The organism is Synechococcus sp. Lug-A (assembly GCF_024345655.1).
Taxonomy (GTDB): domain Bacteria; phylum Cyanobacteriota; class Cyanobacteriia; order PCC-6307; family Cyanobiaceae; genus MW101C3.
In genome coordinates, this window is sequence record NZ_JAGQBN010000011.1 from 28715 (window position 1) to 53082 (window position 24368).

A 24368-nucleotide genomic window follows, 5' to 3' on the forward strand; every position below is an offset into this window, starting at 1 on the left:
TGCATGAGCTTGCTGCCTCCTGCCGGGGTTGCTTCATCACGCCACAGTGCCAGCCTGGCGCCACGGGCTGGGAGCGGGCCGCTGACCGATCAGCACCAGCACCTCCCAGGTCAGGAGCTTGCGCGGCCGGCCGGCTGGGCTCAGGGCGGGCTCCGCCGGCCAGGCGGCCTCCAGCCGGCGCCACTGGCCGGGTGTGAGTGGCGCCGCAGGCGTGCTGCCGGCACCGAGCGCCTGGATCTGCCGCAGAAAGGTGAGCGCCGTCGGCGCGAAGCGGCTGAAGCGCAGGCGCCGCTGTGCCGTGAGCGTCAGGTGGCGCTGGGCGCCATCCACCAAGGTGCCGGCATCGGGCAATGGCAGAGCGCTGCAGGGCCCCCGCGCCCCCGCCGCCGCCTGGAGCCACTGGGGGAAGCTGCCGGCCGTGGGCACCGCCAGCACCAGCCAGCCGCCCGGGGCCAGGCGGCGGCACCAGTGCTCCAGCTGATCCTGCGGGCGCTCGAGCCACTGCAACGCAAAGCTCGACACCAGCAACGAGGCGTTCTCCAGCTGGGGCGGCAGGCCGGTGTTGAGGTCCCACAGCAGCGATTCCCCCCCGTCCCTTGCACCTTGGTGCAGCAGCTCGGCGCAGAGGTCGAGGCGCAGGGGCTGAAGTGACGGCCGCAGTTGCTGCACCGCCCTGCTCAGCAGGCCGCTACCGGCGCCGAGGTCGGCGCAGGGTCCGGCAACCAACGGCAGCTCGCGGCAGTGGCGGGCCAGCCGCCAGGCCACCGCCCGCTGCAGGCTGGCCCGTTGCTCATAGGTACCGGCGTGGCGGCCGAACGCCTTGCGCACCTGCTCCTGCAGGGTCATGGCGCCTCCAGCCAGCTGAGCACCGGCTCGATCAGGGGCGCGCGCAGCAGGCTGTGGCCCGCTCCGGCGATCTGCCAGACGGTGGCCGCGGGCAGAGCCCGCCGCAGGGCGGCCCGGCTGGCGGCGGCGACAATCCGGTCATCCTCGGCTTCCACCAGCAGCACCCGGGCCGCGGGTGGAAACGCTGCCGGCAGCCTGTCGACCCGCCCCAGCAGGTCCAGATCGCTGCGCAGGCGCTCGATGCCCGCTGCCGTCAGTGGCTCGCTCCCCGGGCCCGGTGGCAGCAGGTCGGCGGGATCGGGTGCTGCCGCCTGGCGAAGGAAGTCCGCCAGCAGGTCCGCGGCCTGCCCGCCGGCCAGCCGCGCTTCCATGCCGGCCAGGGCAGCGCGCAGGGGGCGGCCTTCCCTCCCTGACGGCACGAAGGCCGCGAAGCTCGCCAGCAGCACCACCGCATCGGCGGAGGCCAGCACGGCTGGAGGCAATAAGTGCAGCCCGAGTGAATGGACAAGCACACCGCGCCTGCCGGGGGGCGATCGGTTCTCCCAGGCGGGGATCCGGGGCAGCAGCGGTCCGTAGCCCCGTTCGCCGCAGTGCCAGCTCCAGCCGCGTGGCTCGGCAGCTGCCCGCCACGGCTCCCAGGCCCGGCTGTCGCCGGCCCAGCCATGCATCGCCAGCAGTTGCCCGCTCATCGGCCGCCACCGGCCACCGGCGTGCCGAGGGCGGCCAGCAACCGCGCCAGCGTGCCGGTGGGCAGGCTGCGGCTCAGCACCAGTCGCAAGCGGGAGGTGCCCTCAGGCACCGTGGGCGGGCGGATCGCCACGCTGAGCAGACCGGCCCGCTCCAGCTGCGCTTGCAGCGCCAGGGCGGCCCCGTCATTGCCCACCAGCAGCGGCAGCACCGGCCCGGTCCCTTCCGGTCGCTGCCAGCCGGCTGCGGCCAGGCCGCAGCGCCAGCGCTCCGCCCGGTTCAGCAGGGCCTGCCCCAGTCCGGGATCCTGCTGCAGCAGCTCCAGGGCCGCCAGGGCAGCCGCCGCTAGGCAGGGCGCTAGGGCCGTGGAGTAGCGGAAAGCGCCTGAGCTCTGCAGCAGCCAGTCGGCCAGGGGGGCATCAGCCGCCAGAAAGGCGCCGCCGCTGCCGAAGGCCTTGCCGAAGGTGCCGCTCACCAGGCTCACCCCTGCCAGGCCATGGGCCAGGCCCCGTCCGCCCGGCCCCAACACGCCGAGCCCGTGCGCTTCATCCACCAACAGCCGCGCCCTCTGCTGCCGGCAGATGCGGGCGATGGCCGCCAGATCCGGGCTGGTGCCCTCCATGCTGAACAGGCTCTCGGTGATCACCAGCGTCTGGCGCTGAGGCTCCGCTGTCCGTTGCTGGATCAGCCGCCGTTCAAGGTCGGCGCTGTCGTTGTGGCGGAACCGCAGCAGGCGGGCGCCGCTGGCCTGCACCCCCAGCAGCAGCGAGTGATGGATCAGCCGGTCCGCCAGCACCACCCCGTGCCGCCCTGTGAGGGCGAGCACGGCCGCCAGATTGGCCTGAAATCCGCTGGGGAACAGCAGCACCTGCCCACGCCCGAGCCAGTTGGCGAGGGTTTCGGCCAGCAGGGTGTGCACCGGCCGGGTGCCCGTCACCAGCGGAGAGGCGCCGGAGCCGGTGCCGTCTCTGGCGATGGCGTCGCAGGCTGCCTGCTGCAGAAGGGGGTGATGGCTGAAGCCCAGATAGTCGTTGCTGGCCAGGTCCAGCAGTGGCGCTGCCGCCTCACCGGCGCCCACCACGGCCTTCAGCCCGCCGCCGGCCGTGGTGGCAAAGCTGCGCAGCCGCCGGCGCCGGTCGGGGGGGACGCGGCTGAGGGATGGCCACAGGGAGCTGAGGGGATCGGCAGGATCACCGGCCGGGAGCACGTTCACCACCCACTGGGGGCCACGGGGCCCACCAGTCTGCCCAGCCGCGCCGGGGCTCATAGAATCTCTGCATGCTCACTGCCGGTACCGACGCTCCGTCCGCTGCGACGACGGTTCCCCCCGCGGTGCCTGTTCCGGAGCCCCACCACGAGCCGAAGCCTGTGTCTCCGGTGGAGGAGCTGTTCCCGTTCCCGCTCGATCCCTTCCAGCTGGAAGCGATCGACGCCCTCAACCAGGGGCATTCGGTGGTGGTGAGTGCCCCCACTGGCTCCGGTAAAACCCTGGTGGGCGAATACGCCATCCATCGGGCGCTGGCCCACGGGCAGCGCGTTTTCTACACGACGCCGCTCAAGGCCCTCTCCAATCAGAAGCTGCGCGATTTCCGCCAGCAGTTCGGCGAGGAGCGCGTCGGCCTGATGACCGGCGATCTGAGTGTGAACCGGGAAGCGGCGATCGTGGTGATGACCACGGAGATCTTCCGCAACATGCTCTATGCGGAGGTGGATCGGGGCGACGATCCGCTCGCTGACGTGGAGGCGGTGGTGCTTGATGAGTGCCACTACATGAATGACAGCCAGCGCGGCACGGTCTGGGAGGAGTCGATTATCCACTGCCCACCGGCGGTCCAGCTGGTGGCCTTGTCGGCCACGGTGGCCAACGCCGGCCAGCTCACTGACTGGATCGAGCGGGTGCACGGTCCGACCACGCTTGTGATGAGCGACCACCGGCCCGTGCCGCTGGCCTTCAGCTTCTGCAGCGCCAAGGGCCTCCATCCGCTGCTCAACGACGAGGGCACCGGGCTCCACCCGAACTGCAAGGTGTGGCGTGCCCCCAAGGGCGATCGCCGCAAGGGCAAAACACCCCGGCCGCCCCAGCCGGAGCCGGCGCCGCTGCCTTTCGTGGTGGCCCAGCTGGCCGAGCGCGAGATGCTTCCGGCCATCTACTTCATTTTCAGCCGCCGCGGCTGCGACAAGGCCGTGCGGGATCTGGGCCGCAGCAATCTGCTCAACGCGCAGGAGGCGGAGGTGGTGCGCCGTCGTCTCGACGCCTTTGTGGCCGTCACCCCGGAGGCCGTGCGGGAGGGGGGCCATGCCGAAGCCCTGCTGCGCGGCATCGCCGCCCATCACGCCGGCGTGCTGCCGGCCTGGAAGGAGCTGATCGAGGAATTGTTCCAGCAGGGTCTGGTGAAGGTGGTCTTCGCCACCGAAACCCTGGCGGCGGGCATCAACATGCCGGCGCGCACCACGGTGATTTCTGCGCTCTCCAAGCGCACCGAGCGGGGTCATCGACCTCTGATGGGCAGCGAATTCCTGCAGATGGCGGGCCGGGCCGGCCGCCGTGGCCTCGATGTGCAGGGCTATGTGGTCACGGTGCAGAGCCGTTTCGAGGGGGTGCGTGAGGCGGGGGCGCTGGCCACCAGCCCTGCGGATCCCTTGGTGAGCCAGTTCACGCCCAGCTACGGCATGGTGCTCAACCTGCTGCAGCGCTACGACCTGGCCAAAGCCCGGCAGCTGGTTGAGCGAAGCTTCGGCCGCTATCTCGCCAACATCGACCTGTTAGAAGACGAGGCCCGCATCGCTGAACTGCGCCAGCAGTTGGAGCAGCTCACGGGTCTCGGCGACGACGTCCCCTGGGAGGCCTTTGAGGCCTATGAGAAACAACGCGACCACCTGCGCGAGGAGCGCCGGCTGCTGCGGATCCTGCAGCAGCAGGCCGAGGAGACCCTCGCCCACGAGCTCACATTGGCGCTGCAGTTCGCCAGCGAAGGGACGCTGGTGAGTCTGAAGTGCCCGCAGCTCAGGGGCCGGGTCACCCCGGCGGTGATCGTGGAGAAACCCATGGGGCCCGGTCAGTTTCCGCTGCTGCTCTGCCTCACTGACGACAACATCTGGATCCTGGTGCCCTGCAATGCGGTCGTGAGCCTGCATGCGGAGCTCAGCTGCCTGCAGGTGACCACGATCGCGGCCCCGGAGCTGCGCCACGTTGGCGAGCTTCGTCATGGCGATCAGCACAGTGGCGGTCTGGCGCTGGCGGTGGGCTCGATGGCCCGCCGCCACGACATGACCACACCCCAGTACGACTTGGCCGGTGAGGTGCGCGATCAGGCCCTGCGGGTGCAGCAGCTGGAAGCGGAGCTGGAGCGTCACCCTGCTCACGCCTGGGGTGACCGTCGCCAGCTCAAGAAGCAGCGGCGCCGCATGGAGGAGCTGGACGCGGAGATCGAGGAGCGGCAGCGGCTGCTTCATCACCGCTCCAACCGTCACTGGGACACCTTCCTGTCCTTGATCGAGATCCTGCGCTTCTTCGGCGCGCTGGCGGGGCCGGATGGTCTGGTGCCCACGGAGGTGGGCCGCACCGTTGCGGCCCTGCGCGGCGACAACGAGCTCTGGCTCGGGCTGTCACTGATGAGCGGCCATCTCGACGAACTCAGTCCGGCCGAACTGGCCGCCGTGTTCGAAGCGATCAGCACCGAGGTGAACCGCCCCGATCTCTGGAGTGCCTACGACCCGCCACCGCTGGCGGAGGAAGCTCTGCGCGACCTTGGTGGCCTGCGGCGGGAATTGTTGCGCCAGCAGGAGAAGGCGGCTGTGGTGGTTCCGGCCTGGTGGGAGCCGGAGCTGATGGGCCTCGTGCATGCCTGGGCGTCCGGTACCAGCTGGGTCGATGTGATGGCCAACACCTCGCTGGACGAGGGAGATGTGGTGCGCATCCTGCGCCGCACGGTGGATCTGCTCGCCCAGGTGCCGTACGCCGAAGCCCTCAGTGAACTACTGAGAACAACGGCGCGAAAGGCATTGAATGCCATCAACCGCTTCCCGGTGTGTGAGCTTCAGGATCTACCCGGCGCCACTGCCTCTGCAGCCCCCAATCCAGCCATCACCATTCCAGCAGCACCCTCTCCCCCATCGCTTGCAGATGAATGAACTAAAGGGGTGGAATAGTAGACTGGGTGGGTAAGACTTCCATTCATCTCGATCAACGACAATAACAAACTTCTGTGGGATCAGCTTCGTGACCATCGCCCACACGTGCTTAGGGAGAGCCTGCATATTCCAGGCACTCGTTTAAACTCTCCTTGTTATTGCAGATGAGAGCTGGGTTCAATCGGTGGCAATAGCTCCAGACCGCTTCTTGGAAGTCTGCGCCTACGGTAACTCTGATCAGATTACTGCCAAGACGCGCACGCTTCCTGAGGCCGATGGCTTGGCGAAGCCTCTGTCGCGAGATGTGTCTGGCGGAGATGGATCTGGTGGCGTATCTGAAAACGTCCATCAATCTGAGCGACCCACAGGACTCCTCTCTGCCAGTAGAGATGACACCTCTCCACACGGATGATCCCGCCGCACCGGCAAAGCGTGGTCAGGATTTCCCAGGAGCTGTGCATTCATGTGGTCAGCCCCTACAAATGGAGGAAGTGACGTGGACCCCGAAAACCGGTCCAGGGTGAATGAGATCCTCAGCCGGCCAGATTGGGCCGGGGGTTCGACCATGAAACGCACCAGGCACACAGCCGAGCAGATCATCCGCAAGCTCAAAACGGCGTAGCAACTGATCGCCCAGGGCAAGACCGTCGCGGAGGTCTGCCGCGTCATCGAGGTGACGCAGCCGACGTACCACCGCTGGAGACAGCAGTACGGGGGATGCAGGCCGAGGAAGCCAGACGGCTGACTCAGCTGGAGAAGGAGAACGCCCGGCTCTAGCCGGAGCCTTCTCGAAGAGAAGCAGTAGGGCCTTGCGGTGCGACGGGAAACTTCTGAGCCCGGAACGTCGGCGCAGGGCTGTTGAGGTCTTGCGCGCACGCTTACGGATTTCGGAGCGGCTGGCCTGCCGTGTGGTGGGCCAGCACCGCAGCACCCATCGCCATGGGGGCAAGGTGATCGAACTGGAGGAGGTCAAGCTGCGGCATCGCTTGCGGCAGATCGCGGCTGACCACATTCGCTGGGGCCGCCGCATGGCCTACCGCCTCCTGCGGCGGAAGGGCTGGACGGTGAACCAGAAGCGGGTGCAACGGTTCTGGCGGGAGGAAGGCCTGCAGCGGCCCATTCCCAGGACACGGAAGCGGGCACGGCCCGCCGACGGCTCGGTGAGGCGTTACCGGGCGGAACATCCCCACCAGGTATGGGCCATGGACTTCCAGTTCGACGCCACCGCCGATGGCCATCGGCTCAAATTCCTGAACGTGATCGACGAGTACAGCCGCCTCTGCCTGGCCATCCGGGTAGGCAGGCGCTGCAAGGCCAAGGACGTAGTGGCGGTGCTGAAGGAGCTCACCGGCCTCTACCAGGCACCAGCGTTCATCCGGTCAGATAACGGCCCGGAATTCATCTCCCAGGCCTTACCTGGCTGGTGCGAGACCAGCGGAACAACCAAGGCCACCATCGAGCCAGGATCCCCGTTGCAGGACGGGTTTGCGGAGTCGTATGAGCTCCGCTCGACTTCGTCTACAGGCCACACTCGGCCCTCCAGGGGCGTACGCCCCTGGAGGCAGCTCAACAGGGAGCTGCCGCATGACCACAACCATCCACTCTCATCAGGCCTCAACCGATCAAGGGGGTCACGTCGGGGTCCATGCCCAGGCAGATGGCAAAACTCTTGATCTTCCAGCTTTCGTAGAAAAACCCCCTCTCGTCACTGATCAGCTTTGGCGTGAACAGCAGTGGACCTTCGATCGCGAACGAGTCCAAATTCATGAGTGACCATCCTTGGGGTTTCCTTTGGTTGGCTGCAATGACATGCCGTCGTTGAGGTAGAGCAGATTTAGATCTGTGATTTCCAGTTCGCCACGTGAGGAGGGGTGCAGACTCTTGGCTCCTTCAACCACAGTGTTGTCAGAGGAATAGAGCCCCGTCAGCGCGTTGCGCGGCTTTGGTTTGGCCGGCTTCTCTTCAATGGAGCGCACTTGACCGTTGGCTTCAAACTCCACAATCCCATTGCGTTCAGGGTCACTAACTGGATAGGCAAACACTGTGGCTTCAGGTTCTCCGACCCCTGCGCACAACAGTTGTGACACCAGGTCGTGTCCGTGGAAGAGGTCGTCCCCGAGCACCAACGCGGCATGAGAGTTGCCCAGAAATTACTCGCCGATTAAAAAAGCCTGCGCTAACCCACCAGGGCTGGGTTGAATGGCGTATTCAATCGTGATTCCCCATTGTTTTCAATTGTCCAGCAACCTACGAAAAGCTTCCTGGTCGTTGGGGGTGGTGATGATAAGGATTTCAGTGATTCCTCCCAGCATTAAGGTGCTGAGTGGGTAGTAGATCATAGGCTTGTCGTAAACAGGCATCAGTTGTTTGCTGATGGCTGTGGTCAGCGGCGCCAAGCGAGCTCCACTTCCATCGGCAAGAATGATTCCTTTTCTGTTTGGATGAGGTGGAGCTTGTTGATGCGTTGATGTAGTTGATTGAGCTTTGCTCGCGTTCTACAATGTCATTGTTGTATTGAAGCATGCCATTTTGTGTTGCGTCGCTGGAAATCAACGCATGATTGTTTCGTGGGATTCGCCATGGGGGCTGCGGCGTGATCTTTATTGGCTGCATAAGCTGTGCTTGCCACAGAGTGTCAATGACCCCAGCAGCGTGCAGAGCGATAAGGGTCAGAGTCAAGCTTGTGGTGTCAGCTGCCAGCTGGTGATGACAGGATCTCTCGGGATTCCAGTTCGCGCATCACCAGATCTACGCACTGGTCCACATTTAATGTTCCGGTTTCCACGCGCAGTTCCGGGGCAGCCGGGGCCTCATAGGGGCTGGAGATTCCCGTGAACTCTTTGATTTCACCGGCACGTGCTTTGGCATAAAGCCCCTTCGGGTCCCGATTTTCGCAGGCCTGCAGGTCGGCGGCACAGTGAATCTCGATGAAATCTCCCTCACCGACAAGCCCCCGGGCTTTGTCACGATCGGCGCGGAAGGGGGAGACGAACGCCGTAAGAACAATCACGCCCGCGTCAAGGAACAGCTTTGCGACTTCTCCGATCCGCCGGATGTTCTCCTCCCGGTCGTGATCCGAGAAGCCTAGGTCTTTGCAGAGGCCGTGGCGGATGTTGTCGCCGTCCAGCACGTAACTGCTGAGCCCGCGGGTGAACAGCTCCGCATTCACCGCATTGGCAAGGGTGCTCTTGCCGCTGCCCGAGAGCCCGGTGAACCAGAGGATGGCACTGTTGTGACCTTGCCTCTCCGCCTGGCTGCTGCGATCCACCGAGGCCTGATGCCAGACGATGTTGCTGGATTTGATCACGTTGCTGGCTTCACCGCTTGCATTCACAGGCATGGAAGGATCGGCAGGGTACAGGAGTGGAGAGCACCGCCAGTTCAGAGCGCTGCCGCCGGATCAATGCGGGCCATGGCTGCTGCCGCGGCATCGCAGAGAACCTGGTGGGCAGGTCCGTGGCTGGCAATCAGGCAACCGGCCTGGCGGAAGTCCCCAGTGTTGTACAGCAAAGGCCGCCCATCGGCGTGAGTGAAGGCGCCACCTGCTGCCAGCAGCACCGCTTCGGGAGCCGCCATGTCCCAGTCCTTCGGAGCTGTCTTGCCGGACAGGGAGATGTAGAGGTCGGTTTCGCCGCGCAGGATCGACGCCACCTTCCCCCCCACACTCCCGCGCGCGATGCCGCTGGCGATCGGCAGTGAGGTCATCAGCTGTTCCAGCCGGTCGTCGCGGTGGCTGCGGCTGGTGACCGGAATCAGGCTCGACAGTGCTGTGCGCCCGCTCAGGGAAGGGGCATGACGTTCCCCGTCCGGCGCTTCCTTCCAGGCGGCGGGCGGCTCGATCCCGTCGGGGTCGAGCCAGCCGAACCAGAGCTCATCGAGCTCTGGCAGCAGAACCACGCCGAGGGCAGGCCGCTGCTGGTGCACCAAGGCCAGATGCACGGCGTATTCGCCGGTGCCCTGAAGGAAGTCCTTGGTGCCATCGAGGGGGTCGAGGATCCAGAGCCAGTCGTTGGCGATGGCCTGATCGGCGGGCCACTGACCCGTGGTCTCCTCGCTGAGGATGGCCCAGGAGGCTGCTGGGAAGGCGCTCTGCAGCCCCTTGATCAGATGCTCGTTGACGGCAAGATCGGCTGCCGTGACTGGCCCTTTGGGATCCTCATCCACCGAGAGGATCGGCGGATAGCCGAACGGAGGGGTGTCACCGCGGGCATAGGCCCGCAGGATGGCCGCCGCCTCCCAGCACAGCCGCCGAACGGCAGTGAGAACCGTGGCGACTTGATGGCCGGCGAGCGTGCTGTCTGCGAAGTAGAGCTCCTTCATGGTTTCTGGGGCTTGGCCAGCGGCAGCAGGCATTTGTCGGAGTCGCAGCCGGCTGGACCCGCCTCCACCAGTTCGCCGTTGTCGTAGCGCTGCAGGGAGGCGAAGAAATCGAACTCGCGGCGCCGCGCCGCCACCTCCTCCTGTAGGCGCTGGTAAGTGGCCTGGTCGATCGGCTCGAACGGCAGGCGGGGGAAGGTGGCGTTGGCATCGAAGCGGGCCAGAAGCGCCGCCGAGATGTATCCCTTGCCTTGATCGATCGCTGCGTGAATAGCTTCAGCGAGAGATTCGATTTCGTTTTCGCGGAACTCAACCGTGGCTGAGGTGTTGTGGGCGGTGTAGTGCTGTTGGACCTGCATGTAGAAGTCAAACTGGGCCAGCGCCGAGAAGCTGTTGATCTCCACGGCGTCGGCGCCGGGCAGGTTGGCCCAGCTCACTTCGGTGGGGATTTCCACCAGCCACTCGGTGCAGCGGGGATCAAACGGATCATCCAGCAGGCGGCCCTGTTCATCCTTGTCGCTCTGGCTCGGCACGATCGTGTAGCCGTAATCCATGCAGGCGAGTGCCACCGGATCGTTCTTGCGGAAGGTGATGCGGCGGATGAAGCGCTGGGCCTTGGGCGGATGCCAGCCGGGGCTGGCGCCGGTGAGCAGGCTCTTGGTGCCAGCGGGCTGAACCGTGGTGCAGCGGTTCGGGCGGCGCAGACCATGGCGGTCGCAGTAGTCCCACACGGCCTCGTTCACCGCCGTCTTCCAGCGCGATAGGTAGGCGGCTTCCTGTTGCTTGAACGCCAGCCCGGCCTCGCTGTCCGGACGGCCCTCCTCCCACCAATTGAGCCAGGGGGTGCCGAAAGCATGCACGAAGAAATCGAACAGGCCCGTGAAGCTCACACCCACGATCGGATCCCAGGCACGGCTCTGGCGGTAACGCTCCACCTCAAAGCGGTGGTTCAGCAGGCAGGCCACCGCCAGACCGGCGGCGCGGAAGGCATCCGCCTGGCCCTCGTGGTCGGCGGGGTCGATCTGGTTGAGGTGAATCTCCGCCAGGTTGCAGTGGAAATCGGCGCCGAGGATCTCGCCGCAGGGGTTGAGGCCGTAGCGGCTGAGGCGGTGCTCAAGTTCGGCGTCCGTGATCTGCGGATGGTTCAGCTGCAGCCAGCGGCCCGCTTCCTCACGGCCCTGATCGCAGTAGATGGTGATGAACTCGCTGCGCAGTTCAGGGGTGGACAGCAGGTCGGCATTCGAGCGGGCGATCGCCTCGGGGGCGAACTGGATGGCGCCTTCGCCGCTCTGAAACTGCTTGAGCACCGCCTCCCGCACCACCTCGCGGCTGGGGCGGGTATGGAACACGCGTGTGTGGTTGGCCATGCGCAGCGCATCGCGCTCGGGGTCGATGCGCCAGTTGCCTTCCGCGTCCTGCTGCCAGAGGTTCTCCTTGGCGCCGGCCGCGGAGGCGTCGTCTGCGCAGAATTGCCGCATGCCCGCACTGCGGCGGATGTTGCCGGCCACGATCGTGACGGCCGCCTCATCGATCAGCAGGCAGCATTCCACTGAGCTGAGCTGGCGGCCATGGGCCTTGTTGAGGATCTCGGCGACGCGCCCGTAGAGGTCTTTGAGCTTCACCGGGTTGGCCATGCCGCCGAACCCCTTGAGCGTTTCGCCCACAGGACGCACATCGGAGAGGTCAACGCTGACCGTCACCTCACCGTCAAAGCGGACATCGCTGCTGAGCTCCAGCAGGAGCTGGTAGCTGTCCACCCAGCCCCGGCGGGTGTCGCCCACCTTGATCGCCACGTCGTGGCCCGTAATCGTGTGGGTGGTGTGCTCCTGGCGCTGGCCGGCGGGAGTGGCGCCGATGTCGGTGACGGAGGTGATCCGCAGGCGGTTGCGCACCGCAGGCAAGCGATCGATCAGCCGAGGCTCGATGATGGCGCCCGTGCCGCAGCCCATCATCGCCAGGTCCATCATCAGACCGAAGGCTTCCCAGTCGATCAGGTTGGTGGAGGTGCAGTTGTAGGCGCCGGAGAAGTTCTGGGGCTGCTCGATCCAGTCGGTGCCACCGATCCACAGCCAACGCCCTGAGGGCAGCGCCTGCTGCCGTTTATGCATCCGGCGCAACAGGGCCACTTCCTCGGCGTTGAGGTTGCCGAGCCTGCGCAGCCCTTCGAGGTTGCGCTCGCTCACCTCCTGCCAGCTTTCGCGTCCGTTCGGAGTCTTGCGGCTGTAGGTGCGGTAGAAGACCGGGTTCGCCGCCGGCGCCGTGACGGGGAAATCCGCAGCGGCGGCTTCTGGCAGGCCAGCCAGCCGGGTGAGCTCGGCTGCGGTGGCAGGCGTGGCGGAGAGGGTCACGGAAACAGGGGCAGCGTGGCGCGTGGAGAAACCTTAACCCCACCTGTGGGGTGCGCAAGGTTCATCCTGCACCAGCGGCAGTGTCTGTGCCGCTTGTCGGCGGCAGACCCAGCGGCTGACCGCCCCACCAGCGCCGGCTGCCGCTCCGCCGGGGCTGCGCCAGGCTGGCGGCGCTGCGGTGGTGGCCATGGAGCGGATCTGCGAGCCCGAGCTGATGGACGCCGCCGAGCAGGCGCGCGCCTATGCCGACGCCGACTTCGCTGCCGGTGACCGCGCCCTGCTCAAGCGCACCGAGGACCTGTTCGGCCCACAGCTGGGGCCGCGGATCATCGATCTGGGTTGCGGACCCGGCAACATCAGCTTCCTGCTGGCGGAGCGTTATCCCACGGCCCGGGTGCTGGGCCTTGATGGCGCCCCCGCCATGCTGGCGATCGCCGCCGCGCGCCAGCAGGCCGCGCCGGACCGCTGGCCAGGGCTGCGCTTTCAGCACCTGTTGCTGACGCCGGGGGGCGCCCTGCCGCAGGAGGGCCGCTGGACGGCGGTGGTCAGCAACAGCCTTCTGCACCATCTGCACGATCCGCTGGTGCTGTGGCAGGCGGTGCGCCGGCTGGCGGCCCCCGGAGCGGCCATCTGCATCAAGGATCTGCGCCGTCCGTCGGATCCTGCGGCCCTGGAAGAGCTGGTGCAGCGCCATGCCGCCGGTGCTCCGCCCGTGCTGCGGCGTGATTACGCCCAGTCGCTGCGGGCGGCCTTTCGCCGCGTGGAGGTGGAGGCGCAGCTCCAGCAGGCGGGGATCGAGGGGTTGGCGGTGCGGGAGCTTGACGACCGCTACCTGGAGGTCTGGGGACGATTGGCCTGAACGGCGGGGAGCCACCGGCTGCCGCTAAACCAAAGGGGCTCCGTCGTTGCTGCACTTCTCTCCGTGCTGCCCCACGCCCGCCGTTGGCGCCGGCCCTGGGGGCCTGCCCTGGCGCTGGCCCCAGCCACCGGCGCCGCCACCGCGGCTGTTCTTGCCATCGCGGTAGCCGCCATGGGCCTGGTGCCACTGGCGAGCGCGCCGGTGGTGGCACAGGCTCTGCGCCCCCCCGCCTGGTTGCAGGCGCCTCCGGCCAGTATCGGTCCGATCCAGCCCAGCTGGGAAGCGCTGCTGTTCGCCCGGCTCGATGCCGGTGATCAGGCCTGGTTGCCCCGCCCGCAACGGTTGCCCGATGGCCGACTCCGCTACGTGTACCGGCAGCGCCGTGGTGAAAGAGATCTCACCATGGCCCAGATCCACGACCTGCTGCGCAATCCGCCCCGCTATACCGCCGAGCGGTCCGCCATCACTTCCCTGCTCGCCCAGCTGTGGGGCCTGGGGGTGCGGGTGGAGCTGACCACCCCGCGGGTGGCGGCGGCGGCCGGCGAATGGGTGCCCCGTGAGGCGGTGATCCGGATCCGGCCGGATGTGCCCGACCGCGGCACCCTTGATTTCGCCGCTGTGCTCAACCACGAGGCCATCCATGTGGCCCAAAGCTGCCGAGCCGGCGGCCTCAGGCGGCCGCCCACCCCCCTGGGCCTGCCGGTACGCCTGTCGCCGGAAGCGCGGGAACTGCTCGCCCAGCCTCTCTACGCCCGCATCCCCCCCCTGGTGCGCCAGCTGGAGCTGGAGGCCTTCAGTCATCAGCGGGATCTGGCCCTCGGTGTCCACCTGCTGCGCAGCCTCTGCCGGCCGGACAGCCGCCTCGGCCTGGCAGGCTGAGACCATGACCAGCGCCTCCCCCCCACCCGTTTCCCCCAGCGACGACATGGCCGGGGTTGCCCTGGCTGAAGCGGTGGCGAAGCGGCGCAACTTCGCGATCATTTCCCACCCGGACGCGGGCAAGACCACCCTCACCGAGAAGCTGCTGCTCTACGGGGGGGCGATTCAGCAGGCCGGTGCGGTGAAGGCCAAGGGAGAGCAGCGCAAGGTCACCTCTGACTGGATGGAGATCGAGAAACAACGCGGCATCTCGATCACCTCCACCGTGCTGCAGTTCGACTACGCCGGCAGCACGGTGAACCTGCTCGACACGCCAGGCCACCAGGATTTCTCGGAAGACACCTACCGCACCCTCGCCGCTGCCGACAACGCAGTGATGCTGGAAGACGCCGCCAAGGGCCTCGAACCACAGACCCGCAAGTTGTTCGAGGTCTGCCGGCTGCGCAAGGTGCCGATCTTCACCTTCATCAACAAGATGGACCGGCCGGGCCGCGAGCCACTCGAGCTGATCGATGAGATTGAAAGTGAGCTGGGCCTCACCTGCTGGCCGGTGAACTGGCCGATCGGCAGCGGTGATCGTTTCCGTGGCGTGATCGATCGCCGCAGCAAGGACGTGATCCTGTTCGAGCGGGCGGAGCGGGGCCGCCAGTCGGCGGAGAAGCGCCTGGCGGCCGGCAGCCCCGAGCTGGCTCGGCTGGTGGAACCGGAACTGCTGGCGGCGGCGCTGGAGGAACTGGAGCTGCTCGATGGTGCCGGCGCCGAGCTCGATCTCGAGCTGGTGCATGCCGGGGAACTGAGCCCGGTGTTCTTCGGTTCGGCGATGACCAACTTCGGCGTGCGTCCCTTCCTGGATGCCTTCCTGGAGCTGGCGCAGCGGCCGGTGGCGCGGCTGAGCAGCGACGGCCCGGTGGATCCGCTGCGGCCGGAGTTCAGCGGCTTCGTGTTCAAGCTGCAGGCCAACATGGACCCGCGCCACCGCGACCGCATTGCCTTCGTGCGGGTCTGCAGCGGCCACTTCGAGAAGGACATGAGCGTGCGGCATGCCCGCAGCGGCCGCACCATCCGCCTCTCTCGTCCCCAGAAGCTGTTCGGGCAGGACCGTGAGGTGGTGGAGGACGCCTATCCCGGTGATGTGATCGGCCTGAACAATCCCGGCATGTTCGCCATCGGCGACACCCTCTATGCCGGCAGCAAGGTGGAATACGAAGGTATCCCCTGCTTCAGCCCTGAACTGTTCGCCTGGCTGCGCAACCCCAACCCGTCGGCGTTCAAGAGCTTCCGCAAGGGGGTGAACGAGCTGCGGGAGGAGGGAGCCGTGCAGATCCTCTATGACACCGATGCCAGCAAGCGCGACCCGATCCTGGCGGCCGTGGGCCAGCTGCAGATGGAGGTGGTGCAATACCGGCTTCAGAACGAATACGGAGTCGAAACGCGCCTCGAGCCCCTCGGCTTCAGCGTGGCCCGCTGGGTGGTGGGCGGCTGGGCGGCGCTGGAGGCGGTGGGGCGCATCTTCAATTGCAAGACCGTGCGCGACGCCTGGGACCGGCCGGTGCTGCTGTTCAAGAACGAGTGGAATCTCAACCAGCTGCGGGAAGACCACCCCGCCTTCGAGCTCAGCGCCGTGGCGCCGGTGGTGAGCGGCGTGGAGCCGATCGCCCTCTGAGCATTTGCTGATGCGGGTGCCCACGGCGCTGCTCCCGGCCCGCCAGAATCTTTGCAACGAAAGATCACAGCCATGGCCGAGCCCTTCTGGCTGGTTCGCCCCCGCCACGACGGAGGCTCCGACTACGTGCGCTTCCTTCCCAGCCAGGAAGCCGTCGAGGTGCGCGAAGGCAGCCACCTCCCGCCCCAGATGCCTTTACTGAAGCGGCGCCAGTGGTTGCCGCTCAAAGAGGCAGAAGCCTGCCGCCGGCATCTTCAGCAGGAAGGCGGTTTCCACTCCAGCGAACCTTTGTTCTGAAGCACTGGTTCGGTGGCAGCGGAGGCCTCCGGATGGGGCGCGCCTCGATACGCTCGTACCACGACCCTGCTCACCGCACCGGAGGCCATGACCAACGGTTCTGCCCTGCCCCCCGGCGCGACCGGCGGCCCCAGCGATGGTTCCAGCCCCTACGAACGGCTCGGCATCGCTTCTGATGCCAGCTTCGACGAAGTTCAGGGAGCGCGTCAGCAGTGCCTTGATGCGGTAGGAGACGACCCCCAGGCCCGCGCCCGCGTGGAAGCCGCTTACGACGCCGTACTGATGGAACGGCTGCGGGAGCGGCAACAGGGGCGGGTCAGCAGCGCCGCCCTCAGTGCCTCGAAGCGGGAAGAGGTGAAGCCGGCCGTGATCGCCCGGGCCCCCTCCAGGCCTGCCCTGCCGGCCATGCCTTCCTTGCCCCAGCTCTCTGGCGGCAAACTCACGCGGCCGAAGTTCTCGATGCCCCGCCTGGCCCTGGCCGAGGGCCGTGAGCGCTGGGTGCCCCTGGCCGGGCAGGGGGCGATCCTGCTGCTGCTCCTGGTGTCCCCCCCGTCCTCCGACACGGTGCTGCTCGCCCTCTCCACCCTGCTCACGGTGGTGAACCTGCAGCGGCGCAACGGACGGTTTCTGGCGGCGGTGGGCTGGAGCTTCGCTCTGCTGGGCCTCGGCCTGCTGATGGGCGGCGTGCTCGCCCAGCTCGTTGATCCGGCCCTGCCGCTCGGGCTGCCGCTGGCGGGCGAACAGCTTCAGAGCCTGCCGGCACTGATCCTGCTGTTGCTGGGGGCCCTGCTGCTGGCCTGACGGCTGCCGAAGGTTTGTGTCGCCCTGGTTGAGTCTGGTGGGGGCACGCCAGTGATGCCCCTAGGGCACGCTCACAGACCGTGCAGGCTTCCATGCCTGCCGGGTGCAGACTTTGCTCCGCACGCTCAGTTGAGGGCTGTGAGGCTGCAGTCCGCTTCCGGCTCAGGCGCCAGTGGCCTTCAGACAGCCGCCAGCTCCTCGATCAGTTCCCGCAGCTCAGGCGCCTCCACGCCGTACACCTCGTTGCAGAAATGGCAGGTGAGCTCGGCGCGGCCGTCTTCGCGCAGGATCGTGTCGAGCTCGTCACGCCCCAGCAGCCGTAAGGCATTGACGCTGCGCCTGCGGGTGCAGGGGCAGTGGAAGGTGACGTTCTGGCTGGCCTCGGCATCCTCCAGGAGCTGGGGATCGAGGTCCGGAAAGATGTCTTCCAGCAGGCGTTGCAGATCGCCGCTGCAGTCGGCGAGCCGCTGGCTGAACCCCTGAATCTCGCGGCAGCGCTCCTCCAGCAGGGCCACCAGCGCCGGTTCCCGGGCCGCCTTGGGCAGCACCTGCACCAGCACCCCACCGGCGCAACGCACACCGCTGCTGTCGATCTGCTCACCGACGAACACCGCTGACGGGGTCTGCTCGGAATGGAGCAGGTAAGAGGCCACGTCATCACCGATGCCGCCGCTCACCAGCTCCACCGTGCTGCTGAACGGCTCGCCCTTGCCCTGGTCGCGCACCACGTGCAGATAGCCGGTGCCCGTGGCCTTGCGGAAGTCGAAGCGGTGCAGGCCCTCGGGCGTTTCCACCAGATCAAGCTCCAGGCCCGGCGCCCCCACGTAGCCGCGCACGGTGCCGTCCCGGCCCGCATCCACCATCAGGCCGCGCAGCGGTCCGTCCGACTGGATGCGCAGGTTCACCCGTCCGTGGGCCACCTTCATCGAACTGGCCAGCAGCAGACCGGCGGTCATCGCCCGGCCCAGCACGGCGGTGGTGAGGTACGAGAGGCCGTGGCGACGACGGGCGTAGCGCGTGGTGACGGTCGTGAGGGCCGCCACCATGCGGATGCCGCCATCGGCGGCCGTGGCCCGTACCAATCGATCGGGCATCGCCCCGCCCCAACTCAGGGCATCGTACGGAGCCTCGGCAGGGGCTGAAGCGCCCCGCCCTGCAGCCGCCAGCCTTCCTTCACCCAGCCCTTGAACAGCTCCGGTTCGTGGGTCACCACCAGCAGCACCCGGTCCCGCGCCAGCAGTTGCAGCAGTTGCAGCACCTCTTCCCGCACCGACCAGTCGAGGCCGGCGGTGGGTTCATCCAGCAGCAGCACACGCGGATCGCGCAGCAACTGCACCGCCAGCGCCAGTCGCCGCTGCTGGCCGCCGCTGAGCCGCTCCGGCGGCTGCTGCAGCGACAGCCCCTGCAGCCCCACCCGGGTGAGCACCTGTTCGACCCGTTCCGACGCCAGCCGCCGCTGACCCAGCTTCAGCTCCTGGCCCACCGTGAGGCCGAGGAAATGGCGCTCGGGAAACTGAAACACCAGGCCGCAGAGCCCGCGCCGCTGCCTGGCGTTCAACGCCTGCCCTTCCCACAGGATCGCCCCGCCATCGGGGTCCGCCAGACCGCAGATCAGCTCCAGCAGGGTGGTCTTGCCTGAGCCGCTCTGCCCGGCCACCAGGGCGGGCCGGCCCGGCTCCAGACGCAGCTCCACCCCGTCGAGCAGGGCGGCTGGGGTGGTGGCCGGGTGGTAGCGCAGGGATCGAAGCTCGAGCATGGCGGGTTTCGCTTCCCCCAGCTTGCTGGATGCGTGTTTGATGGGGGCAAGCACGCTGCCTTCTCCCATGGACGTCCGCTTTCGGGATGTGGATCCCTTCAACTGCTGGATCTGGGTGCGTTTTGCCGCTCCGCCCGGGCAGGGGGAGCGCGGCTACATCGATACGACCTTCGAGAGCTGGTTCTTTCTCGGCAAGCTGGGCGGCTTCAATGCCGAGAACCTTCAGGTGCATGAGGAGGGCGTGGATCTCAGCTGGATGACCTACGACGGCGACGACGCTGAACGGGCCCTGCCGGCGTTGATGCACAACATGGGCGAACTGGAATACCAGGAGGACTGGGCCCGCTGCTGGGTGGATCTCGGCACCAGCGATGGCGTTGCCCTTGATGTGCTGATCAACGCCCTGCGGCAGCTCGACAACGACGTGGTGGAGATTGAGGAACTGGTGATCGGCGGTCTCAACGACGACTGGCCGGTGGAAGACCAGCCCGATGCGATGTTCGCCCCCGGGGTCAATTGAGCGCGGTGTGACCCGGGAGCTGCGTCGTCTGTTGATCGAGCCCGGGCGCCTTGCCCGGGCGGCGGCTCAGCCGCCAGATTCCTCGGCTGCGGAAGTCGCTGCCAGCGATCAAGCTGCAGCGCCCGGCTGCGAGGGTGCTCTGCCTATCCTCCGCTTGGAAGACGGCGAAAGCCACTACCTCACGCGGGTGCTCCGCTATGGCCCCGGCGATCGCTTTGCGGTGGTCGACGGCGTCGGCCAGTTGTGGAGCGCGCTGCTGACCGATCGCAGCAGCGCCCGGCTGGAACAGCCCCTGGCGGCCCCCCTTGCGGTCGAGCCCTTGCCCTCGCCCCTGCTGGAGCTGGCGGTGGCAGTGCCCCGCCGCGATTTCGACACCGTGCTGCGCATGAGCTGCGAACTGGGGGTCGACCGCCTTCAGCCGCTGCTGGCCGAGCGCGGCGTGCGGGGGGCGGAAACCGGTGGGCCGGGCCGATGGGAACGCTGGCAGGCGATCGTGCGGGAGGCCTGTGAGCAGTGCGAGCGTCTGTGGCTGCCGCAGCTGCTGGAGCCCATGGCCGCCGCCGCCTGGCTCCAGAATCCGGCTTCGCTGGCCAATGGCGCCGCGTGCCTGGAGCAAGGTCAGTGCCGATGGCTGGCCACCACCCGGGCGGCCGACCTGCCGCTGCTGAGTGAGCTGCTGGGGACGGGAGCCCTGCCTGCTGGCACAGAGCTGCGCGGCGTGGCAGAGCTGGGTGGTGGAGCAGTAAAGCGGACCGGGTTAGAGCTGGGTGGCGCTCAAGCCCCGGGTGCGCATTGTGTTGGCATCGCCCGCCTGGCGATCGGGCCTGAGGGGGGGTGGACGCCGGCGGAGGAGAAGGTGGCGGTGGACGCGTGCTGGCAACCGGCGAGCCTGGGCCCGACGATCCTGCGCACCTCGACGGCGGCTGTGGCCGGCCTGAGCCTGCTGAGTGCCTGGCGAGCGGGATCCAGGCGAGCGAGATCAAGCGGCGGCTGAATCGGCGGCTGGATCCCTGGGGCGCAGATTGCCGCGCTCAGCTCTTCATCAGGCTGGCGGCCATCGCCTTGAACGGGCCGATGTTGGCCCCGGCCAGCCGGCGGCGGCGGGAGAGGGCGCCGGCGGGGGTGAGGCACTCGGGCGAGAAGGTGACCAGCGAAGGAGGCGGCAGGTTGTCCTGTTCACGCCGCAGCTCGGCAGCCATCGCTTCTGCGGTGGTGAGCACGCTGCCCGCTGCAGCGACGCCGGCCTCTGCTGCTGGCCCTGCGGTGGCTGCAGAGGGATCCGCGCTGGTGGGTGGAGCCACAGGAGCCGCCGGAGCCACCGTCACAGGGGCCACGGTCACCGGCTCAGCGGTGGCGTTCTTGTCGAAGTCGATGAAGAACGAGCCCTTGCGCTTGAACAGCATGGTGATCCGAAGACGGGACGTTGGCTGTGATTATCCGCCGGCACCTGCAGGGGACCGACGCCGCTTAGGGGAGTGCAACAGAGAGCGGCAGCCCACGCCACTGCTGAAGAGACTGGGGCCTGTGCGGTCTGCCCCCTTGAGCGTTCTGCTGCTGTCGGCCGTGCCGGTGCCGGTGTCCCCCTTCACGGGCCTTGAGGCGTTGCTGGGGGCGCCACCGCTGCTGCCGGCCCAGACCCTCCAGCACTGGCTGCTGGCGCTGGCGCTGCATGGCCTGTTGATCAGCGCTGTCCAGCGGTTCCCCCTGCTCACCCGCTCCGGCTGGGTACACGCGGGTGTGCTCGGCACACTGCTGTGGGGCGCGCTCGGCTGGCGCGGCTGGTTTGCGGTGGTGGGCTATCTGGTGCTGGGCTCCCTGGTGACCCGGCTGGGCTTTCGCCAGAAGCAGCAGCAGGGGCTGGCCGAAGCGCGGGGTGGCCGTCGGGGGCCGGAGAACGTGTGGGGCTCCGCAGCCACCGGGGCCGTGCTGGCCCTGCTCACCACCGTGCCTGGAGCGCCGGTGCCGCTGCTGCTGCTGGGTTTCGGGGCCAGTTTCGCCGCCAAGCTTGCCGACACCTGCGGCAGTGAGATTGGCAAGCGCTGGGGGCGTCACACCGTGTTGATCACCTCCCTGCGGCCGGTACCCGCCGGTACGGAAGGGGCGGTCAGTCTGGAGGGGACGGGTGCCAGCCTGGTGGGCAGCGCGGTGATGGTGCTGGTGCTGAAGTTGCTGGGGTTGCTGGGATCGCTCCCCGCGCTGCTGTTGGTGTTGCTGGTGGGGGTGCTGGCCACCCTGCTGGAGAGCTGGATCGGCGCCACCCTGCAGGCGCGGCTCGCCTGGCTGACCAACGAGCTCGTGAACGGAATCCAGACGCTGCTGGCGGCGTTGATCGCCATGGGGCTGGCCTGGGGCGCCGTGGCGCTGGGTCTGGCCGCCTGATTCAGGAGCGCTTGACTCAGGCCTGGGCGAAAAGATCCCCCCATTCCCTGCTGAGTTCCTGGCGCAGCCGCGCCGCCAGCCGTTCGAAGCGGCGTTGGGCCACCCGCGCCCGGATCCCCAGCTCCTCGCCCAGCTGGCGCCAGGAGGCCCCATCCAGCACCCGCCCTTCCAGCAATCGCCGCTCGCTGACCTCCAGGTCTTGCAGCCGCTGCCTGAGCCAATGCTGCGGTTCCGGCTCGGAGCAGGAGGATTCGCTCAGACGATCGGCGCGGCAGGGATGGGGGGCTTCCCGGGCGCTGAGCTTCTCCACCAGAGGGGTGCTGGAGGCTTCAGCCGTGCCAACCGGCGCATCGAGGCTGGAGCACTGCAGGGCCCAGTGCAGGCTGCAGGCCTCCTGCCACTGGGCGACAGGGCAGCCCAGGGCGGCCGCCAGCTCCGCGTCGCGGAGCGCGGGCTTCTGCTGGTGAAGGCGTTGCTGCTGGAGGGTCTGCCCGCGCTGATGCAGGTCGCGCAGCAGGCGTGAGGCTTTCAACGGCTGTTCGTTGTCGCGCAGGTGGTGCTGCATGGCCCCGCGGATGAAGGGCACGGCGAAGCTGCTGAGGGATGTGCCCTGGGCCGGATCGAAGGCTTCCACCGCGCGGATCAGACCGATCGAGCCCTGTTGCACCAGATCGTCGAACGGCACGGCGGTGTGGGGCCGGAGGCGGTTGGCCACCTGCCGGACCAGGGGCAGGTTGAATTCCACGATCTTGTTGCGATCGCGTGGATGGCCGCTGCGCTGGTATTGCGCCAGCAGCTCGGGATTGCGGCGTTGAAAGATGGTGAGCGTCATGGTGGGGAACCGGAGGTGCCAACGGGAAGTCCTTGGAATCACCTTCTCGCCGGCTGGCCCTTCCCCACCATCCCCACTCCCGGTGATTTCGCCTCCCCCGTAGGGGTGAGATCAAGGAGGTTGCCGCTGGCTCTGGCGGGCAGTCAGGCGGGTGATGAGCAGCTCGCTCAGGCAGGGGTGCGGCTCTGTTGCGGCTCCAGTGAGGCCCAGCGCAACAGGGCCGGCCAGTGTTTCAGACGCTCATAGAGACGCCGGTGTCCGGCGCTGTTGAGGTGCAGCCCGTCGCTGTCGAGCAGCCGCAGCCAGTGCGGATCCTCCAGCAGGCCATCGAGCAGCGGTAGGAACGGCACATCCGCTTCGAGGCAGGCTTCCTCCAGCAGGCCCTCGTAGTGGCGCACGGTGGCCAGGTCGTACCAGAGACAGCCGGCGAAGGGCATCACCGCCTCATCCACTGGGGTGAGGCCGATCACCATCACCGGCGCCAACTGCCCGGCCTGGTGCAGCAGTTGCTGCAGGCCGAACAGGAACGCCTCCGGGGCCAGTTGATGGCGCCCATCCGGGCGCCCCACGCGGGCCGTGTCGTTCAGCCCGATGCCCAGCAGGATCCCCTGGGGCCCCTGGCGCCGCAGCTCACCGCGGCAGCGCACTTCCGCCTCCAACCGTGCCGCCAGCCGCTCCAGGCCGTCGCCGCGCACGCCGAGGTTGTAGAGCACGGGCCCGCACGGGATCTCCATCCAGTGGCGCCGCAGCTGCTCGCACCAGCCGCCCCCATCGGGGTCTCCCCAGCCGTACACCCCGCTGTCGCCCAGCACGATCAGCTTGCGGGGCGGGGGTGAGGCCGCAGTGCCGGGTGCCGGGAGAGTCAGAGACGGTTCAGGAAACGGCTGAGGCGCTGCAGGCCGTCGTCGATGGTGGCTGGAGAGGCTGCACACGAGAGGCGGATGCAGCGGTCGTCGCCGAAGGCCACCCCGGGAACCACCGCCAACCCCTGGTCCTCCAGCAGCCGGTTGGAGAAGGTCATGGAATCAAGCCCATGGCCGCTGATGTCCGGGAAGGCGTAGAAGGCCCCTTCTGGCTGCTGCAGAGTGAGGCCGGGCAGAGCCATCAGGCCGGCACTCAGCAGCGCCCGGCGCTGGTTGAACTCCTGGGCCATGGCATGAACGCAGTCACGCGGGGCGGTGATCGCCGCCAGCGCGCCGTACTGGGCGAAGGTGCAGACGTTGCTCGTGCTCTGGCTCTGCAGGGCGCTGGCGGCGGCGATCACATCCTTGCGGCCGGCGAGGTAACCCACCCGCCAGCCGGTCATCGCCCAGCCCTTGGCAAAGCCATTGACGATGAAGATGCGGTCGGCGAGGTCGGGGGCCAGGGCCGCCAGGCTGTGGTGCTCCAGGCCAGGTGCCAACAGGAATTCGTAGATCTCATCGCTCACCACCGCCACCTGCGGATGGCGACGCAGCACGGCAGCGAGCTGCTCCAGCTCCTGCCGGCTGAGCACCAGACCCGAGGGGTTGGAGGGGCTGTTGATCACCAGCAGCTTGCTGTTGGCCGTGATGGCGGCCTCGAGCTGGTCGGGTTGGAGCCGGAAGCCCTGAGCGGGTGCGGTGGGCAGCACGCGCACCGTGGCGCCGGCCAGGTGCGCCATCTCCGGATAGCTGAGCCAGTAGGGGGCCGGCAGCAGCACCTCGTCGCCGGGGTCGAGCAGCACCTGGAAGAGGTTGTAGAGCGCCTGCTTGCCGCCGTTGGTGACCAGCACCTGATCGGCCGCGGTGGGAACACCGTTTTCCTCGCTCAGCTTCTGGGCCAGGGCTTGCCGCAGCAGGGGTTCGCCGGCGGCGGGTCCATAGCGCGTGGCACCTTCCTCCAGCGCCCGGCTGGCGGCCTGGCGGATGAAGGCGGGCGTTTCGAAATCCGGTTCACCCGCGCTGAGGCTGCAGATGTCATGGCCGTCGGCCCGCAACTCGCGCGCACGGGCGGTGATCGCCAGGGTGAGGGACGGCTGCAGGGCCCGGGCCCGGGCTGAAAGTGCCAACGGGCTGGTCATCAGCGGAGGCGG

23 protein-coding genes and 1 pseudogene are annotated in these 24368 nt (G+C 67.7%); 11 read left to right on the forward strand and 13 right to left on the reverse strand.

From position 1 onward, the window contains the following. Window positions 1-36: 36 nt before the first annotated feature. From KBY86_RS09515 to KBY86_RS09525, 3 genes are read right to left on the reverse strand one after another with little or no spacing between them, the layout of a single operon-like run. The gene (locus tag KBY86_RS09515) at window positions 37-846 is read right to left on the reverse strand and encodes a methyltransferase domain-containing protein (RefSeq protein WP_255140947.1); all 810 of its coding nucleotides are present in this window, start codon (window positions 844-846) and stop codon (window positions 37-39) included. Beyond that, window positions 843-1535, reverse strand: a complete 693-nt coding sequence (locus KBY86_RS09520; protein ID WP_255140948.1) for an alpha/beta hydrolase — start codon at window positions 1533-1535, stop codon at window positions 843-845. Before KBY86_RS09520 ends, KBY86_RS09515 begins: the two co-directional genes overlap by 4 nt. Beyond that, window positions 1532-2800, reverse strand: coding sequence for an aminotransferase class I/II-fold pyridoxal phosphate-dependent enzyme (locus tag KBY86_RS09525; protein ID WP_094510228.1), 1269 nt, complete (start codon window positions 2798-2800; stop codon window positions 1532-1534). The genes KBY86_RS09520 and KBY86_RS09525 overlap by 4 nt, the downstream gene beginning before the upstream one ends. Window positions 2801-2901: 101 nt before the next feature. On the opposite strand from KBY86_RS09525, the gene KBY86_RS09530 reads away from it, so the two are divergent. From KBY86_RS09530 to KBY86_RS09535, 3 genes are all read left to right on the forward strand, one after another. Further along, window positions 2902-5664: a DEAD/DEAH box helicase gene (locus KBY86_RS09530; RefSeq protein WP_399221379.1), complete on the forward strand. Its 2763-nt coding sequence runs from the start codon at window positions 2902-2904 to the stop codon at window positions 5662-5664. 628 nt (window positions 5665-6292) lie between these two features. After that, a complete protein-coding gene (locus KBY86_RS15305) occupies window positions 6293-6409 on the forward strand; it encodes a transposase (RefSeq protein WP_399221381.1) in 117 nt (38 codons plus the stop codon). A gap of 64 nt (window positions 6410-6473) precedes the next feature. Beyond that, entirely contained in the window at window positions 6474-7337 is an 864-nt protein-coding gene (locus KBY86_RS09535; RefSeq protein ID WP_255140949.1) for a DDE-type integrase/transposase/recombinase, read from the forward strand. A gap of 135 nt (window positions 7338-7472) precedes the next feature. Here the strand turns inward: KBY86_RS09535 and KBY86_RS09540 are convergent. From KBY86_RS09540 to nrdJ, 4 genes and pseudogenes are all read right to left on the reverse strand, one after another. Then, window positions 7473-8090 (reverse strand): annotated as a pseudogene (locus tag KBY86_RS09540) (sugar nucleotidyltransferase); the annotation flags it as partial. Window positions 8091-8353: 263 nt separating this feature from the next. Further along, complete coding sequence (cysC, locus tag KBY86_RS09545; protein ID WP_094510233.1) at window positions 8354-9004, reverse strand: adenylyl-sulfate kinase; 651 nt, start codon at window positions 9002-9004, stop codon at window positions 8354-8356. Between the two features lie 41 nt (window positions 9005-9045). Next, window positions 9046-9984, reverse strand: coding sequence for a 3'(2'),5'-bisphosphate nucleotidase CysQ (locus KBY86_RS09550; RefSeq protein WP_255140950.1), 939 nt, complete (start codon window positions 9982-9984; stop codon window positions 9046-9048). Next, the gene (gene nrdJ, locus KBY86_RS09555) at window positions 9981-12284 is read right to left on the reverse strand and encodes a ribonucleoside-triphosphate reductase, adenosylcobalamin-dependent (RefSeq protein WP_255140988.1); all 2304 of its coding nucleotides are present in this window, start codon (window positions 12282-12284) and stop codon (window positions 9981-9983) included. Before nrdJ ends, KBY86_RS09550 begins: the two co-directional genes overlap by 4 nt. Window positions 12285-12516: 232 nt before the next feature. Here nrdJ and KBY86_RS09560 point away from each other — a divergent pair, with 232 nt between their 5' ends. The 5 genes from KBY86_RS09560 (at window position 12517) to KBY86_RS09580 (ending at window position 16828) form a co-directional block, all read left to right on the forward strand. Beyond that, complete coding sequence (locus KBY86_RS09560; protein ID WP_255140951.1) at window positions 12517-13188, forward strand: trans-aconitate 2-methyltransferase; 672 nt, start codon at window positions 12517-12519, stop codon at window positions 13186-13188. A 63-nt stretch (window positions 13189-13251) separates the two neighbouring features. Then, window positions 13252-14067 carry a hypothetical protein gene (locus tag KBY86_RS09565; protein ID WP_255140952.1) on the forward strand — a complete coding sequence of 272 codons (816 nt, stop codon included), beginning with the start codon at window positions 13252-13254 and terminating at the stop codon, window positions 14065-14067. A gap of 4 nt (window positions 14068-14071) precedes the next feature. Beyond that, window positions 14072-15730 (forward strand): peptide chain release factor 3, encoded by a 1659-nt coding sequence (locus tag KBY86_RS09570; protein ID WP_233132691.1) that lies wholly within the window; start codon window positions 14072-14074, stop codon window positions 15728-15730. A gap of 72 nt (window positions 15731-15802) precedes the next feature. After that, a complete protein-coding gene (locus KBY86_RS09575; RefSeq protein ID WP_094510238.1) occupies window positions 15803-16027 on the forward strand; it encodes a hypothetical protein in 225 nt (74 codons plus the stop codon). Window positions 16028-16114: 87 nt separating this feature from the next. Next, entirely contained in the window at window positions 16115-16828 is a 714-nt protein-coding gene (locus KBY86_RS09580) for a CPP1-like family protein (protein ID WP_094510239.1), read from the forward strand. Window positions 16829-17007: 179 nt separating this feature from the next. Here the strand turns inward: KBY86_RS09580 and hslO are convergent, their stop codons facing one another. Both hslO and KBY86_RS09590 read right to left on the reverse strand, forming a co-directional pair. Beyond that, on the reverse strand, window positions 17008-17922 hold the full coding sequence (gene hslO / locus KBY86_RS09585) for an Hsp33 family molecular chaperone HslO (protein WP_094510240.1): 915 nt from the start codon (window positions 17920-17922) through the stop codon (window positions 17008-17010). 14 nt (window positions 17923-17936) lie between these two features. Further along, a complete protein-coding gene (locus KBY86_RS09590; protein ID WP_255099841.1) occupies window positions 17937-18584 on the reverse strand; it encodes an ABC transporter ATP-binding protein in 648 nt (215 codons plus the stop codon). 67 nt (window positions 18585-18651) lie between these two features. Here KBY86_RS09590 and KBY86_RS09595 point away from each other — a divergent pair, with 67 nt between their 5' ends. Together KBY86_RS09595 and KBY86_RS09600 are read left to right on the forward strand one after the other, a co-directional pair. Further along, on the forward strand, window positions 18652-19104 hold the full coding sequence (locus KBY86_RS09595) for a DUF3531 family protein (protein ID WP_094510241.1): 453 nt from the start codon (window positions 18652-18654) through the stop codon (window positions 19102-19104). 154 nt (window positions 19105-19258) lie between these two features. Further along, window positions 19259-20098: a 16S rRNA (uracil(1498)-N(3))-methyltransferase gene (locus KBY86_RS09600; RefSeq protein WP_255140953.1), complete on the forward strand. Its 840-nt coding sequence runs from the start codon at window positions 19259-19261 to the stop codon at window positions 20096-20098. A 37-nt stretch (window positions 20099-20135) separates the two neighbouring features. Here the strand turns inward: KBY86_RS09600 and KBY86_RS09605 are convergent, their stop codons facing one another. Continuing rightward, on the reverse strand, window positions 20136-20507 hold the full coding sequence (locus tag KBY86_RS09605; protein WP_255140954.1) for a hypothetical protein: 372 nt from the start codon (window positions 20505-20507) through the stop codon (window positions 20136-20138). Window positions 20508-20706: 199 nt separating this feature from the next. Here KBY86_RS09605 and KBY86_RS09610 point away from each other — a divergent pair, with 199 nt between their 5' ends. Further along, window positions 20707-21483, forward strand: a complete 777-nt coding sequence (locus KBY86_RS09610; RefSeq protein WP_399220097.1) for a DUF92 domain-containing protein — start codon at window positions 20707-20709, stop codon at window positions 21481-21483. A gap of 16 nt (window positions 21484-21499) precedes the next feature. On the opposite strand, the gene KBY86_RS09615 is transcribed toward KBY86_RS09610, so the two are convergent. The 3 genes from KBY86_RS09615 to KBY86_RS09625 form a co-directional block, all read right to left on the reverse strand. After that, the gene (locus KBY86_RS09615; RefSeq protein ID WP_094510245.1) at window positions 21500-22315 is read right to left on the reverse strand and encodes a sigma-70 family RNA polymerase sigma factor; all 816 of its coding nucleotides are present in this window, start codon (window positions 22313-22315) and stop codon (window positions 21500-21502) included. Window positions 22316-22482: 167 nt separating this feature from the next. Next, entirely contained in the window at window positions 22483-23127 is a 645-nt protein-coding gene (locus KBY86_RS09620; RefSeq protein WP_255140955.1) for a GDSL-type esterase/lipase family protein, read from the reverse strand. A gap of 50 nt (window positions 23128-23177) precedes the next feature. Continuing rightward, entirely contained in the window at window positions 23178-24356 is a 1179-nt protein-coding gene (locus KBY86_RS09625; RefSeq protein ID WP_094510246.1) for a pyridoxal phosphate-dependent aminotransferase, read from the reverse strand. Window positions 24357-24368: the final 12 nt, after the last annotated feature.

What these genes read in the sequence shown, in the direction of transcription:
- KBY86_RS09515 (WP_255140947.1), bottom strand. Translation starts at nt 846, where the DNA reads ATGACCCTGCAGGAGCAGGTGCGCAAGGCGTTCGGCCGCCACGCCGGT.
- KBY86_RS09520 (WP_255140948.1), bottom strand. Translation starts at nt 1,535, where the DNA reads ATGAGCGGGCAACTGCTGGCGATGCATGGCTGGGCCGGCGACAGCCGG.
- KBY86_RS09525 (WP_094510228.1), bottom strand. Translation starts at nt 2,800, where the DNA reads ATGAGCCCCGGCGCGGCTGGGCAGACTGGTGGGCCCCGTGGCCCCCAG.
- cysC (WP_094510233.1), bottom strand. Translation starts at nt 9,004, where the DNA reads ATGCCTGTGAATGCAAGCGGTGAAGCCAGCAACGTGATCAAATCCAGC.
- KBY86_RS09550 (WP_255140950.1), bottom strand. Translation starts at nt 9,984, where the DNA reads ATGAAGGAGCTCTACTTCGCAGACAGCACGCTCGCCGGCCATCAAGTC.
- KBY86_RS09560 (WP_255140951.1), top strand. Translation starts at nt 12,517, where the DNA reads ATGGAGCGGATCTGCGAGCCCGAGCTGATGGACGCCGCCGAGCAGGCG.
- KBY86_RS09570 (WP_233132691.1), top strand. Translation starts at nt 14,072, where the DNA reads ATGACCAGCGCCTCCCCCCCACCCGTTTCCCCCAGCGACGACATGGCC.
- KBY86_RS09575 (WP_094510238.1), top strand. Translation starts at nt 15,803, where the DNA reads ATGGCCGAGCCCTTCTGGCTGGTTCGCCCCCGCCACGACGGAGGCTCC.
- KBY86_RS09580 (WP_094510239.1), top strand. Translation starts at nt 16,115, where the DNA reads ATGACCAACGGTTCTGCCCTGCCCCCCGGCGCGACCGGCGGCCCCAGC.
- hslO (WP_094510240.1), bottom strand. Translation starts at nt 17,922, where the DNA reads ATGCCCGATCGATTGGTACGGGCCACGGCCGCCGATGGCGGCATCCGC.
- KBY86_RS09590 (WP_255099841.1), bottom strand. Translation starts at nt 18,584, where the DNA reads ATGCTCGAGCTTCGATCCCTGCGCTACCACCCGGCCACCACCCCAGCC.
- KBY86_RS09595 (WP_094510241.1), top strand. Translation starts at nt 18,652, where the DNA reads ATGGACGTCCGCTTTCGGGATGTGGATCCCTTCAACTGCTGGATCTGG.
- KBY86_RS09605 (WP_255140954.1), bottom strand. Translation starts at nt 20,507, where the DNA reads ATGCTGTTCAAGCGCAAGGGCTCGTTCTTCATCGACTTCGACAAGAAC.
- KBY86_RS09615 (WP_094510245.1), bottom strand. Translation starts at nt 22,315, where the DNA reads ATGACGCTCACCATCTTTCAACGCCGCAATCCCGAGCTGCTGGCGCAA.
- KBY86_RS09625 (WP_094510246.1), bottom strand. Translation starts at nt 24,356, where the DNA reads ATGACCAGCCCGTTGGCACTTTCAGCCCGGGCCCGGGCCCTGCAGCCG.